The organism is Cellulomonas composti (assembly GCF_007990245.1).
GTDB classification, from domain to species: Bacteria; Actinomycetota; Actinomycetes; order Actinomycetales; family Cellulomonadaceae; genus Cellulomonas; species Cellulomonas composti.
Genome location: NZ_BJWG01000014.1, coordinates 66,343 through 78,688 on the forward strand (window position 1 = coordinate 66,343; position 12,346 = coordinate 78,688).

The 12,346-nt window shown below is 69.7% G+C and carries 10 protein-coding genes; 3 read left to right on the top strand and 7 right to left on the bottom strand.

Annotated features, from left to right (window positions below; translation table 11 throughout):
* Positions 1-24: 24 nt before the first annotated feature.
* The 7 genes from gyrA to dnaA all read right to left on the bottom strand — a co-directional run bounded on the left by gyrA (position 25) and on the right by dnaA (position 11,007).
* Positions 25-2,505: a DNA gyrase subunit A gene (gene gyrA / locus CCO02nite_RS13845; RefSeq protein ID WP_246117565.1), complete on the bottom strand. Its 2,481-nt coding sequence runs from the start codon at positions 2,503-2,505 to the stop codon at positions 25-27.
* 112 nt (positions 2,506-2,617) lie between these two features.
* Positions 2,618-4,648 (bottom strand): DNA topoisomerase (ATP-hydrolyzing) subunit B, encoded by a 2,031-nt coding sequence (gene gyrB / locus CCO02nite_RS13850; protein ID WP_146843767.1) that lies wholly within the window; start codon positions 4,646-4,648, stop codon positions 2,618-2,620.
* A gap of 223 nt (positions 4,649-4,871) precedes the next feature.
* Complete coding sequence (locus CCO02nite_RS13855) at positions 4,872-5,384, bottom strand: DciA family protein (RefSeq protein WP_246117558.1); 513 nt, start codon at positions 5,382-5,384, stop codon at positions 4,872-4,874.
* Between the two features lie 88 nt (positions 5,385-5,472).
* Positions 5,473-6,708 carry a DNA replication/repair protein RecF gene (recF, locus tag CCO02nite_RS13860; protein WP_146843768.1) on the bottom strand — a complete coding sequence of 412 codons (1,236 nt, stop codon included), beginning with the start codon at positions 6,706-6,708 and terminating at the stop codon, positions 5,473-5,475.
* Between the two features lie 16 nt (positions 6,709-6,724).
* On the bottom strand, positions 6,725-7,612 hold the full coding sequence (gene gnd, locus CCO02nite_RS13865) for a phosphogluconate dehydrogenase (NAD(+)-dependent, decarboxylating) (protein ID WP_146843769.1): 888 nt from the start codon (positions 7,610-7,612) through the stop codon (positions 6,725-6,727).
* A 112-nt stretch (positions 7,613-7,724) separates the two neighbouring features.
* Positions 7,725-8,855: a DNA polymerase III subunit beta gene (gene dnaN / locus CCO02nite_RS13870; RefSeq protein ID WP_146843770.1), complete on the bottom strand. Its 1,131-nt coding sequence runs from the start codon at positions 8,853-8,855 to the stop codon at positions 7,725-7,727.
* A 691-nt stretch (positions 8,856-9,546) separates the two neighbouring features.
* Positions 9,547-11,007, bottom strand: a complete 1,461-nt coding sequence (gene dnaA, locus CCO02nite_RS13875; protein WP_146843771.1) for a chromosomal replication initiator protein DnaA — start codon at positions 11,005-11,007, stop codon at positions 9,547-9,549.
* A 507-nt stretch (positions 11,008-11,514) separates the two neighbouring features.
* Here dnaA and rpmH point away from each other — a divergent pair.
* From rpmH to yidD, 3 genes are read left to right on the top strand one after another with little or no spacing between them, the layout of a single operon-like run.
* Positions 11,515-11,652 (top strand): 50S ribosomal protein L34, encoded by a 138-nt coding sequence (rpmH, locus tag CCO02nite_RS13880; RefSeq protein WP_100423771.1) that lies wholly within the window; start codon positions 11,515-11,517, stop codon positions 11,650-11,652.
* A gap of 10 nt (positions 11,653-11,662) precedes the next feature.
* The gene (gene rnpA / locus CCO02nite_RS13885; protein WP_146843772.1) at positions 11,663-12,025 is read left to right on the top strand and encodes a ribonuclease P protein component; all 363 of its coding nucleotides are present in this window, start codon (positions 11,663-11,665) and stop codon (positions 12,023-12,025) included.
* The gene (yidD, locus tag CCO02nite_RS13890) at positions 12,022-12,333 is read left to right on the top strand and encodes a membrane protein insertion efficiency factor YidD (RefSeq protein ID WP_146843773.1); all 312 of its coding nucleotides are present in this window, start codon (positions 12,022-12,024) and stop codon (positions 12,331-12,333) included. Before rnpA ends, yidD begins: the two co-directional genes overlap by 4 nt.
* The last annotated feature ends 13 nt before the right edge of the window (positions 12,334-12,346 follow it).

Below are 12,346 nucleotides of genomic sequence, written 5' to 3' on the forward strand. Positions count from 1 at the left end.
GGATCGAGGGCGGTGCCGGGTCTGTCATGCATCCTCCGCGGGAGGTTCGACGTCGTTTCCGTCAACCACGGTACCTGCATCGTCCGATTCCGGGCGTTCCGTGTTGCGCGCGACGGCGATGATCCGGTCGCCGGCGTCCGGCTTCGCGAAGATCACGCCCTGCGTCGTGCGACCCGTCGCGTTCACCTCGGACACCGCGGAACGCACCACCTTGCCGCGCTCCATGATGACGAGAACCTCGTCCTCGGCGTCCACCACCAGGGCTCCGACGAGGTGGCCGTTCTGCTCGGGCAGGTTGGCGACCCGGATGCCCAGGCCGCTGCGACCCTGCTGGCGGTAGTTCTCGACGGTGAGCGCGGTGCGCTTGGCGATGCCACCCTCCGTGACGGTGAACAGGAATGCGTCCTCGCGCACGACCTCCGCCGCAAGCAGCTCGTCGTCACCGCGGAACTTCATGCCCGTCACGCCCGAGGTCGCGCGGCCCATCGGACGCAGCTGCTCGTCGCTGGCGGTGAACCGCACCGACTGGCCCTGCCGCGAGACGAGGATCAGGTCCTGGTGCGAGTCGACGATCCGCGCCGAGACCAGCTCGTCAGGTCGACCCTCGTCGTCCTCGCGCAGGTTGATCGCGATGACGCCACCGGAGCGGTTGGAGTCGTAGTCGGTCAGCCGCGTCTTCTTGACGAGACCGCGCTTCGTCGCGAGCACCAGGTAGTCCGCCTGGCCGTAGTCCCGCAGGTCGAGGACCTGCGCGATCTTCTCGTCGGGCTGGAACGCGAGCAGGTTGGCGACGTGCTGACCCTTCGCGTCACGGCCGGCCTCGGGCAGCTCGTACGCCTTCGCGCGGTAGACGCGGCCGAGGTTCGTGAAGAACAGCAGCCAGTGGTGCGTCGTCGTGACGAAGAAGTGGTCGACGAGGTCGTCCTCGCGCAGCTGCGCGCCCTTGACGCCCTTGCCGCCGCGCCGCTGCGCGCGGTAGTTGTCGCTGCGTGTGCGCTTGGCGTAGCCGCCGCGCGTGATCGTGACGACGACCTCCTCCTCGGCGATGAGGTCCTCCATGCTGACGTCGCCGTCGAACGGCAGGATCCGCGTGCGACGCTCGTCGCCGTACCGGTCGACGACCTCCGCGAGCTCCTCGGAGACGATCGTGCGCTGCCGCTGCTCGGACGCGAGGATCGAGAGGTACTCGGTGATCTGCGCCTCGAGCTCGGCGTAGCGGTCGAGGATCTCCTGGCGCTGCAGCGCGGCGAGCCGGCGCAGCTGCAGGTTGAGGATCGCGTTCGCCTGCACCTCGTCGACGTCGAGCAGCGCCATCACGCCGCTTCGGGCCTCCTCGGCGTCGGGCGAGCGCCGGATCAGCGCGATGACCTCGTCGAGCGCGTCGAGCGCCTTGAGGTAGCCGCGGTAGATGTGGATCTGCTCCTCGGCCTTGCGCAGCCGGTAGCGGGTGCGGCGCTGGATCACGTCGAGCTGGTGGGCGGTCCAGTGCCGCACGAACGCGTCGATGCTCAGCGTGCGCGGCACGCCGTCGACGAGCGCGAGCATGTTGGCGCCGAACGTGTCCTGCAGCTGGGTGTGCTTGTAGAGGTTGTTCAGCACGACCTTGGCCACCGCGTCCCGCTTGAGGACGATGACCAGGCGCTGGCCCGTGCGCCCCGACGTCTCGTCGCGGATGTCCGCGATGCCCGCGACCCGGTTCTCGCGGACCAGGTCCGCGATCTTCTTCGCGAGCGCGTCCGGGTTCACCTGGTAGGGCAGCTCGGTCACGACGAGGCAGATGCGACCCTGGATCTCCTCGACCTCGACCACCGCGCGCATGGTGATCGAGCCACGGCCCGTGCGGTACGCGTCCTCGATGCCCTTGCGGCCCAGGATCGTCGCGTGCGTCGGGAAGTCCGGACCCTGGACGCGCGCCATGAGCGCCTCGAGCAGCTCCTCGCGCGTCGCCTCCGGGTGGTCCAGATGCCACTGCACGCCCGCGGCTACCTCGCGCAGGTTGTGCGGCGGGATGTTCGTCGCCATGCCGACCGCGATGCCGGCCGAGCCGTTGACCAGCAGGTTCGGGAACCGCGCGGGCAGCACCTGCGGCTCCTGCGTGCGGCCGTCGTAGTTGTCACCGAAGTCGACGGTGTCCTCGTCGATGTCCCGCACCATCTCCATGGCGAGCGGCGCCATGCGGCACTCGGTGTACCGCGGCGCGGCCGCCGGGTCGTCGCCGGGCGAACCGAAGTTGCCCTGGCCGGCGACCAGCGGGTACCGCATCGACCAGTCCTGCACGAGTCGGACGAGCGCGTCGTAGATCGCGGTGTCACCGTGCGGGTGGTACTTGCCCATGACGTCGCCGACGACGCGGCTGCACTTGGAGAACTGGCGGTCGGGGCGGTAGCCGCCGTCGTACATCGCGTACAGCACGCGGCGGTGCACGGGCTTGAGGCCGTCCCGCACGTCGGGCAGCGCACGTCCGACGATCACGGACATCGCGTAGTCCAGGTAGGACCGCTGCATCTCGAGCTGCAGGTCGATCTGCTCGATCCGCCCGTGCTCGATCTCGTTGCTCTCAGTCACTTCGGGTTCCTTGGTCTCGCGTGGGTTCGTGGGGTCCGGCTCGGCTCACTCCTCAGATGTCGAGGAACCTCACGTCCTTGGCGTTGCGCTGGATGAACGACCGGCGGGACTCCACGTCCTCACCCATGAGCACGGAGAAGATCTCGTCGGCCGCGGCGGCCTCGTCCAGCGTGACCTGCAGCAACGTGCGGTGCTCGGGGGACATCGTGGTCTCCCACAGCTCCGAGTAGTCCATCTCGCCGAGACCCTTGTAGCGCTGGATCGCGTTGTCCTTGGGCAGCCGCTTGCCGGCGGCCTGACCGTCGACGACGAACGCGTCGCGCTCCCGGTCCGAGTACACGTAGTCGTGCTCGGCGTTGGACCACTTGATCCGGTAGAGCGGCGGCTGCGCGAGGAACACGTGGCCGTGCGTGATGAGGTCCGGCATGTAGCGGAACAGCAGCGTCAGCAGCAGCGTGCGGATGTGTTGCCCGTCGACGTCGGCATCGGCCATCAGCACGATCTTGTGGTACCGCAGCTTCGCGAGGTCGAAGTCCTCACCGATGCCGGTGCCGAACGCCGTGATGAGCGCCTGCACCTCCTGGTTGCCCAGCGCGCGGTCCAGCCGGGCGCGCTCGACGTTGAGGATCTTGCCGCGGATGGGGAGGATCGCCTGCGTGCGCGGGTTGCGACCACGCACCGCCGAGCCGCCGGCCGAGTCGCCCTCGACGATGAAGACCTCGCACTCCTCCGGCCGGTTGCTCTGGCAGTCCTTGAGCTTGCCGGGCATGCCGCCGGACTCGAGCAGCCCCTTGCGGCGGGTCGCCTCGCGCGCCTTGCGCGCCGCCATGCGCGCGGCCGCGGCCTGGATCGACTTACGGATCACGTCACGCGCCTCGTTCGGGTGCGAGTCGAGCCAGTCGCCGAGCTGGTCGTTGACCACGGTCTGCACGAAGGACTTGGCCTCGGTGTTGCCGAGCTTGGTCTTGGTCTGACCCTCGAACTGCGGCTCGCCGAGCTTGACCGAGATCACCGCGGTGAGTCCCTCACGGATGTCGTCGCCCGTGAGGTTGTCCTCCTTCTCCTTGAGGATCCCCTTGGTGCGCGCGTACCGGTTGATCAGGGCCGTCATCGCCGCACGGAAGCCCTCCTCGTGCGTGCCGCCCTCGGTCGTCGAGATCGTGTTCGCGTACGTGTGCACCGACTCCGAGTACGCCGTGGTCCACTGCATCGCGATCTCGACGGAGATCCGGCGCTCGGTGTCCTCCGCCTCGAAGTCGATGACGTCGGGGTGGATCAGGTCGACCTTCTTCGCCGAGTTGAGGTGCTTGACGTAGTCGAGCAGGCCGTCGTCGTACCGGTAGGTCACCACGCGGGCCGCGGGCGACTCGGCGTCCTCGTCCTGCTCGTCGTCCCCGGCGACCTCGTCGCCCGTCCCCAGGTGCTGCGGACGCTCGTCCGTGAGCGTGATCTGCAGACCCTTGTTGAGGAAGGCCATCTGCTGGAACCGCGAGCGCAGCGTCTCGAAGTCGTAGTCCACGGTCTCGAAGATCGTGTCGTCGGCCCAGAACGTCTGCTGCGTGCCCGTCTCGTCGGTGGGCTCGCCCTGGCGGATGCCGCCGACCGGGTGCCCGCCGTTCTCGAAGTCCATCTCCCACGTGTAGCCGTCGCGCTTGACCACGGACTCCACGCGCGACGAGAGCGCGTTCACCACCGAGACGCCCACGCCGTGCAGGCCGCCGGAGACGGCGTAGCCGCTGCCGCCGAACTTGCCGCCGGCGTGCAGGATCGTCATGACGACCTCGAGCGTCGGCTTGCCCTCGGTCGGGTGGATCGCCACGGGGATCCCGCGGCCGTTGTCCTCGACACGGACACCGCCGTCGGCCTGCAGCGTCACCTCGATGTGGTCGCAGTAGCCGGCCAGCGCCTCGTCGACCGAGTTGTCGACGACCTCGTAGACGAGGTGGTGCAGCCCGCGCTCGCCCGTCGACCCGATGTACATGCCGGGGCGCTTGCGCACCGCCTCGAGACCCTCGAGGACGGTGATCGCGTCGGCGTCGTAGGTGCCGTCGGACTGGGGCTTCTTGTTCGACTGCTCAGCCACGGGCGGTGGTGCTCCTCAAGGTCGCATACGCGCCGGAGGACGCCGCCGAACCGCGGAGAGGGCGGATCACTCCATGACGCTGGACTTCCAGGCACCAAGGCGCCAGGAATGACCCTAGAAGTCTACCTGCCGAATCGCTCCGGACCCCCGTCTACGGGGGTCTGTGGGCGACGAGCTTGCGACGTTCCCGTCCACCGGGCCCCGTCCGGCGTGGGCGAACTGCTCAGCCGTAGGTGTCCCGCGGGCCGCGACCCTTCACGCTGCGCGGTCCGCGGCCGAACCCGGGCCCGCCCGGGCCCTGGATCTCGATCTGTGCGACGACACCTTCGCCGAGCTTCTCGCCCAGCACGCGCAGCATCGTCGGGAGCAGGAAGCCGCGCAGGTTGGCGGCCCAGGACGTCGAGTCCGCCTTCATCGTCAGCACGCCCGACTCGAACGACACGTACTGCGTGTGCCCGGCGACGTCCTCGCCGAGCAGCTCGGCCCAGCGGCCCTTGATGCTGCCTCCGGTGATCCCCGGCGACCAGCCGAACTGGCCGACGAACGTGCTCAGCGCATCGCCCACGGTCTGCGGATCGCGCGCGCCCTGGTGCGACCCTCCGAGCTGGACCTCCGTGGGCCGGCGGCGTGCCGGATCGCCCGGACGCAGGCCTCGTCGTCGGGCGCTCTCGCGGGCGCGACCCAGGGCGGCCGCGACCACCTGGCGTTCGGGCGTGAGCTCGACGATCTCGCGCAACGGCGACGTGGCCGGATCCGGCGCCGGCGGGGGGAGCAGGGCGTCGGTCCGCGGCCGTTCGCCGCTGCCGCTTCTGGGTCTGCCCTGGTCAGAGGACACGGGAGACCTCGCCGCCCATCACGTCCACCCGCGCGCCGGCGAGCGGTTCGGGCACGTCCTGCGCGACCGCCGCGGTGATCAGCACCTGACGCGCGGGGGCGACGAGCGCCGCGAGCCGCTCCCGGCGCCGGGCGTCGAGCTCGGCGAACACGTCGTCCAGGATCAGCACCGGTTCGCCGTCGGGCCCCCAGTCGCCCACGCCGCCCAGCTCGTCGCTCAGCCCGCCACCGTCGGTGAGCACGCGCCACGACGCGAGCCGCAGCGCGAGCGCGAACGACCACGACTCGCCGTGGCTCGCGTACCCCTTCGCCGGCAGGTCCCCGAGCGTGAGCACCAGCTCGTCGCGGTGCGGACCGACGAGGCACACCCCGCGCTCGAGCTCCTTGCTGCGCAGCCGCCCCATCGCCTCGAGCAGCTGGGCCTCGACCAGGTCGTGGCCGGCCTCGGGCGCATCCCCTCGCTCCTCGCGACTCCCGGTGTCCGGGAGTCCGGCGCCCTCGAGCGCCGTGTCGAGCGACGCGCGGTAGGTCGCGCGGGCCTCACCCTGACCTGCGCTGACCTGCTCGTACGCGGCTGCGACGTGCGGGGCCAGCGCCGTCACGAGCCGGCGACGTTCGACGACCAGCCGTGCACCCAGGTCCGCGAGCTTGCCGTCCCACACGTCGAGCGTGCGCAGGTCGACCTGGCCGCGGGCCCCGCGCGGTCCGGCCGACTTCAGGAGCGCGGACCGCTGTCGCAGCACCCGCTCGTAGTCGCTCACGACCGCCGCCATGCGGGGTGTGACCTGCACCAGCAGGTCGTCGAGGAAGCGGCGGCGGCCGTCCGGATCACCCTTGACCAGCGCAAGGTCCTCGGGGGCGAACAGCACGGTGCGCAGGATCCCGAGCACGTCGCGTGCGCGGACCGGGCTGCCGCCGTTGACCCGCGCGCGGTTCGCCTTGCCGGGCGTCACCTCGACCTCGACGAGCGTGGTGCGCGGCCGTCCGGGCTCGAGCTCGCGCACGACCCGCACCCCGACCACGGCGCGCGACGAGCCAGAACGAACAAGAGCCGCGTCCGTCGGGACGCGGTGACTGGCGAGCGTCGCCACGTAACCGATCGCCTCGACGAGGTTCGTCTTGCCCTGGCCGTTCGGCCCGACCAGCGCCGTGATCCCCGGGTCGAGCGGTAGCTCGACCTGCGCGTACGACCGGAAGTCCGTCAGGTGCAGGTGAGCGACGTACATCTGTGGGGTTCCGAGGTCACGGGGCCGGCTTCACGGCGTGCCCACCGAACTGCTGGCGCAGCGCGGCGACCGCCTTCATCGCCGGCGACTCGCCCTGCCGGCTCGCGAACCGTGCGAACAGCGCCGCCGAGATGACGGGCGCCGGCACCGCGAGGTCGATCGCCTCGTCGACGGTCCAGCGGCCCTCGCCCGAGTCCTCGACCCAGTCGTCGATCGCCGCAAGCCCTGGATCCTGACCCAGCGCCTGCACGAGCAGGTCGAGCAGCCACGACCGGACGACGGTGCCGTTGGTCCACGCCCGCATGGTGCCCTCGACGTCGGTGACCAGGTCCTTCGCGGCGAGCAGCTCGTAACCCTCGGCGTACGCCTGCATCAGGCCGTACTCGATGCCGTTGTGGACCATCTTCGAGTAGTGGCCGGCGCCGACCGGGCCGGCGTGCACGAATCCGTTCGCGCGGTCGCCGGGCGGCCGCAGCGCGTCGAACACCGGCATCACACGCTCGACGAGCCCTGCGTCGCCACCGACCATGAGGCCGTAGCCGTTCTTCAGGCCCCAGACACCGCCCGAGACCCCCGCGTCGATGAAACCGATGCCCCGCTTGGCGAGCAGCTCCGCGTGCGGCAGGTCGTCCTGGTAGTACGAGTTCCCGCCGTCGATGAGGATGTCGCCCTCACCCAGCAGCCCCGCGAGCTCGTTGACCACCGAGTCCGTGATCGCGCCCGACGGCACCATCACCCACACGACACGCTCGCCCGCGGGCATCGCCGCGACGAGGTCGGCCAGGCTCGCAACGTCGGTGACGTCCGGGTTGCGGTCGTACCCCGTGACCTCGTGACCCGCGAGCCGGATCCGCTCGCGCATGTTCGCGCCCATCTTGCCCAGGCCGACGAGACCGACGTGCATGCCGCACCACCTCTCTGTGCCCGGAGGCTCGTGTGCCGTTCCGGGACCGCTCCACTGTCCCCCGTCGCCGTGCCCGGCGCGCGTCGGACGTCGCGCGACCGGCGCGGCGGGGTCAGCTCGCGAAGCGGATCGGGACCAGCAGGTACCGGTAGGCCTTGTCGTCCTCGCCGTCGAGCGAGCCCTGGCCCGTGAACTCGACGGGCTTGTTCGGGTGCGTGAACGACATCCGGACGAACGGCGTGTCCAGCGCGCCCAGCCCGTCGAGCAGGAACTGCGGGTTGAACGCGACCGAGATGTCCTCACCCTCGAGCGTGGCCTCGAGCGCCTCGGACGCCTGGGCGTCGTCACCCTGACCGGCGTCGAGCACGACCTGGCCCTCGGAGAAGGACAGTCGGATCGGGGTGTTGCGCTCCGCGACGAGCGCGACACGCTTGGCCGCCTCGGCGAGCTGGTGGGTGTGCACGATCGCGTGGATCGGCGTCTCGTCGGGGAAGAGCCGGCGCACCGCCGGGTAGTCGCCGTCGACGAGCAGGCTCGTGGTCTGGCGGCCGGCCGCGCCGAATCCGATGCGGTCGACCCCCACCCCCGTGGACAGGCACACCGTCACCGAGCCCGCGCTGCCGAGCGACTTGGCCGCATCCGTGAGCGTGCGAGCACGCACGAGTGCGACCTGCGACACGTCCGGCATCACCGGGGTCCAGGTCAGCTCACGCAGCGCGAGACGGTAACGGTCCGTCGCGAGCAGCGTGATCCGCTCGCCCTCGATCTCGACGCGCACACCCGTGAGCAGCGGAAGCGTGTCGTCCCGGCTCGCCGCGACCGAGACCTGTGCGACGGCGTGCGTGAGCGCGTCACCGTCGACCGTGCCGGTGACCGGCGGCAGCTCCGGAAGCTTGGGGTAGTCCTCGACCGGCATGGTCAGCAGCGTGAAGCGGCTCGAACCACAGGTCACGACGACCTTGGTGCCGTCGAGCACGACGTCGACCGGCTTGTCGGGAAGCGCGCGGGAGATCTCGGCCAGCAGCTTGCCCGAGACCAGGACCGTGCCCGCCTCGGTGACATCAGCGGGGATCTCGGACCTTGCCGAGACCTCGTAGTCGAAGCTCGAGAGGTGGATCACGCCGGCGCTGTCCGCCTCGATGCGCACGCCCGCGAGCACGGGGACCGGGGGGCGCGTCGGCAGGGAGCGGGCGGTCCAGGTGACGGCGTCAGCCAGAACGTCTCGCTCGACCCGGAACCTCATGGACCCACTACCTCTCGTCGTGCGGGGGCGTTCGCCCCGCGCAGTCCAGCCGTGAACAGTGCCGCGGTGTGCCTCCGTGTGTCGCTGTGAGCAGCGGTGAACGGAACGGCGACGGTGTCACGCGAACACTACGCGAGACGGGTGACACGGTGGAGCAGGCGATCGGGTGGTCGTTCGCGCGAGCCGGATCGAGCCCTTCGTCGGTGTGTGGATCATCCGGCTAGAGAAGTGTCGTCATCGTCATCGCAGCTGTGCATCGTGTGGATGACGGATGTCCACGCAGGTCGTGCGCGATTCTGGCTGTGGGCGAGTGCTGTGCGTCGCGGAGGCGTCGCGGTGGACGTCGGTGGACGATCGCTCGGCGTCCATCTGCCGTCCACCGTCAGGTCGGTCCGTGTCCACATCGAGGGGCGGGTCTTCCACTGTCATCCACAGCCATGTGCACAGGTGTGAACATTCGTCCCATGGCTCCTTGAGGTTGGGGATGAACGTTGGTCCGACAGGCGGGTGATCTGGGTAGGTCTGTCCCGATTTGCTCCCCGATGGGAGCGTGTCGACGGCGTCGTTCCAGGTCAGACGGTGTGCCCGCGATGTCGCGTTCGTGAGCGGGCGGTCTCGTCGGGAGTGGGGAGTTGTCCCCAGATGACACGACGAGGCTGTGCAAAACCACGTTGGTGCGTGGTGATTCCGGCTAGCTGCGACTCTGCTGCTTGATCCGGTTGGTGAGCTCGGTGACCTGGTTGTAGATCGAGCGCCGCTCCGCCATGAGCTCGCGGATCTTGCGGTTTGCGTGCATCACCGTCGTGTGGTCCCGACCGCCGAACGCCTGCCCGATCTTCGGCAGCGAGAGGTCGGTGAGCTCACGGCACAGGTACATCGCGATCTGGCGCGCGGTGACCAGGACGCGGCTGCGGCTCGAGCCGCACAGGTCCTCGATGGTGAGGCCGAAGTACGCCGCCGTCTGGCCGATCACCTGCGTGGCGGTGATGTCGGTCGTCTGGTCGTCGGTGATCAGGTCCTTGAGGACGATCTCCGCGAGCGACAGGTCGACCTGCTGGCGGTTCAGGCTCGCGAAAGCGGTGACCCGGATGAGTGCACCCTCGAGCTCGCGGATGTTCGTCGAGATCTTCGAGGCGATGTACTCGAGGACCTCGGGCGGCGCCTGCATGTTGTCGCCGCCGGCCTTCTTGCGCAGGATCGCGATGCGGGTCTCGAGGTCCGGAGGCTGGACGTCGGTGATGAGGCCCCACTCGAACCGGGACCGCATGCGGTCCTCGAAGCCGTTGAGCTGCTTGGGCGGCAGGTCGGACGTGATCACGACCTGCTTGTTGGCGTTGTGCAACGTGTTGAACGTGTGGAAGAACTCCTCCATCGTCTGTTCCTTGCCCTGCAGGAACTGGATGTCGTCGATGAGGAGAACGTCGACCTCGCGGTAGCGGCGCTGGAACGCGCCGGCCTTGCCCTCGGAGATCGAGTTGATGAAGTCGTTGGTGAACTCCTCGGAGTTCACATAGCGCACCCGGACGCTGGGATACAGGCTCTGCGCGTAGTGACCGATCGCGTGCAGCAGGTGCGTCTTGCCGAGGCCGGAGTCGCCGTAGATGAACAGCGGGTTGTAGGCCTTGGCCGGAGCTTCGGCAACCGCGACCGCTGCGGCGTGCGCAAATCGGTTGGACGATCCGATGACGAACGTCTCGAACAGGTAGTTCTTGTTGAGACGGGAGGGTTCGGCCGCTGCCTTGCGCGTCGACGCATGGTTGTTGTTGTGAGCTCCGACGGGGCGCTCCGGGACCACGGGCTCGTCGGGTACCTCTGCCGGGCCTTCGACGACGGATGCCGACTCCGGCGCGCTGGTCATCGCGCGCACGGCCGGCGGGGCGTCGTCGACCAGGTCCGGGTCGACCGTGATCGCGAACCGGCCCTCGCGCTCGAGCGCGTCGGTCAGGGCCGTCGTGACCTCGGAGCGCACCTTCGTCTCGAGGTACTCCTTGGTGTACTCGTTCCCGACGGCGAGGATCATCGTCCCGTCGAGGAGGCCGAGGGGCTTGGCGAGCCGGACGAACGCCAGCTGACGCTGCGTGATGTCGGGGCTCTCCTCGAGCGTGGACACGACGTGGCCCCAGACTCGTGCGAGCTCTTGGTCCTGTGCCACGTCCTACCTCGGTCTCGTCGTGCGCGTGAGTCGTCGAGTCTCGCACGGGGTCGACTTTTCCACACACTTGTCCACACCTGTGCGTGGGCCTTAAGGCCCCACACGCCGTCACGCGGGAACCCGTCCGCACGCTCGCGTGCCGCATGGAGATCTCGGGTTCATGGCGGGCCGCGCGGTGTGCCCGCTGCCAAAGGGCGCTGCGCGACGAGGGACGATGCTAGTGCGCTCCGGCCCCCGTGGGCAGACCTCCGAGCGGGTGATCACTGCCCCGAATGGCGGTGGTCCCCGGCCCAGCGGCGTTCGACCGGGGTGTGGATGCCGTGAGACATTTGACCGGTCGGCGCGCGACGGCGTACCGTGGCCCAGCCTTCTGATGGCTCCTGTCGGCGCGCCCAGACGCCGCGTACACCGATTCGGTGCATGTCCTGGAGGAGCAGTCGAGCTCGGCAGACAGACCTGGACGCGCGTGAGGCGCGCCCGTACCGATGGACCAGTGGGAGAACTCTCGTGAGCAAGCGCACGTTCCAGCCGAACAACCGGCGCCGAGCCAAGACGCACGGCTTCCGTCTGCGCATGCGTACGCGTGCCGGCCGCTCGATCCTCGCCGCTCGCCGGCGCAAGGGTCGCGCGGAGCTCTCGGCCTGACGCCAGCTCGGTGCTGCCCGCCGCGTACCGAATGCGCCGCGCTGCGGACTTCGAGCACGCGGTGCGCCGCGGTACCCGCGGCGGACGGGAGACCTTGGTCGTGCACATGACCACACGGACCGACCCCGGGCCTGAGGGCCCGGTGGTCGGTTTCGTCGTGTCCAAGGCCGTCGGTAACGCCGTTGTCCGCAACAGGACCAAGCGGCGGCTGCGAGGGCTCATGGCGTCGCGCATCTCCGGACTACCCGGTGACTGTGCGGTCGTCGTGCGGGCCCTGGGGCCGGCCGTGAGCGTCGACTCGGCCGGGCTCGCGGCTGACCTGGACGGGGCACTCGCCACCGCCCAGCGTCGTCTGGTCGCGAGGACCCGATGAACCGCGCGGTGAACGCCCTGGTCACAGCGCTGCGATCAGTCGCGCGGGTTCCGGTCTGGATCCTGCTCGGCGCCCTGTGGGTCTATCAGCGGCTCATCTCGCCGGTGACGCCCCCTACTTGCCGGTACTACCCCTCGTGCTCGCAGTACGCGGTCGTCGCGCTGCGCCGGCACGGATTCGTGCGCGGTGGATGGCTCGCCGCGCGCCGCCTCGCGCGGTGCCACCCCTGGTCTCCTGGCGGGGTCGACGACGTGCCTCCGGTGCGGTCCGACCATCGCCACCTCGACGCCGCGCACCCCGCGCACTGATTCCCCGGACAGG

What these genes read in the sequence shown, in the direction of transcription:
- gnd (WP_146843769.1), bottom strand. Translation starts at nt 7,612, where the DNA reads ATGCACGTCGGTCTCGTCGGCCTGGGCAAGATGGGCGCGAACATGCGC.
- recF (WP_146843768.1), bottom strand. Translation starts at nt 6,708, where the DNA reads ATGTACGTCGCTCACCTGCACCTGACGGACTTCCGGTCGTACGCGCAG.
- gyrA (WP_246117565.1), bottom strand. Translation starts at nt 2,505, where the DNA reads ATGCAGCGGTCCTACCTGGACTACGCGATGTCCGTGATCGTCGGACGT.
- dnaN (WP_146843770.1), bottom strand. Translation starts at nt 8,855, where the DNA reads ATGAGGTTCCGGGTCGAGCGAGACGTTCTGGCTGACGCCGTCACCTGG.
- yidD (WP_146843773.1), top strand. Translation starts at nt 12,022, where the DNA reads ATGAACCGCGCGGTGAACGCCCTGGTCACAGCGCTGCGATCAGTCGCG.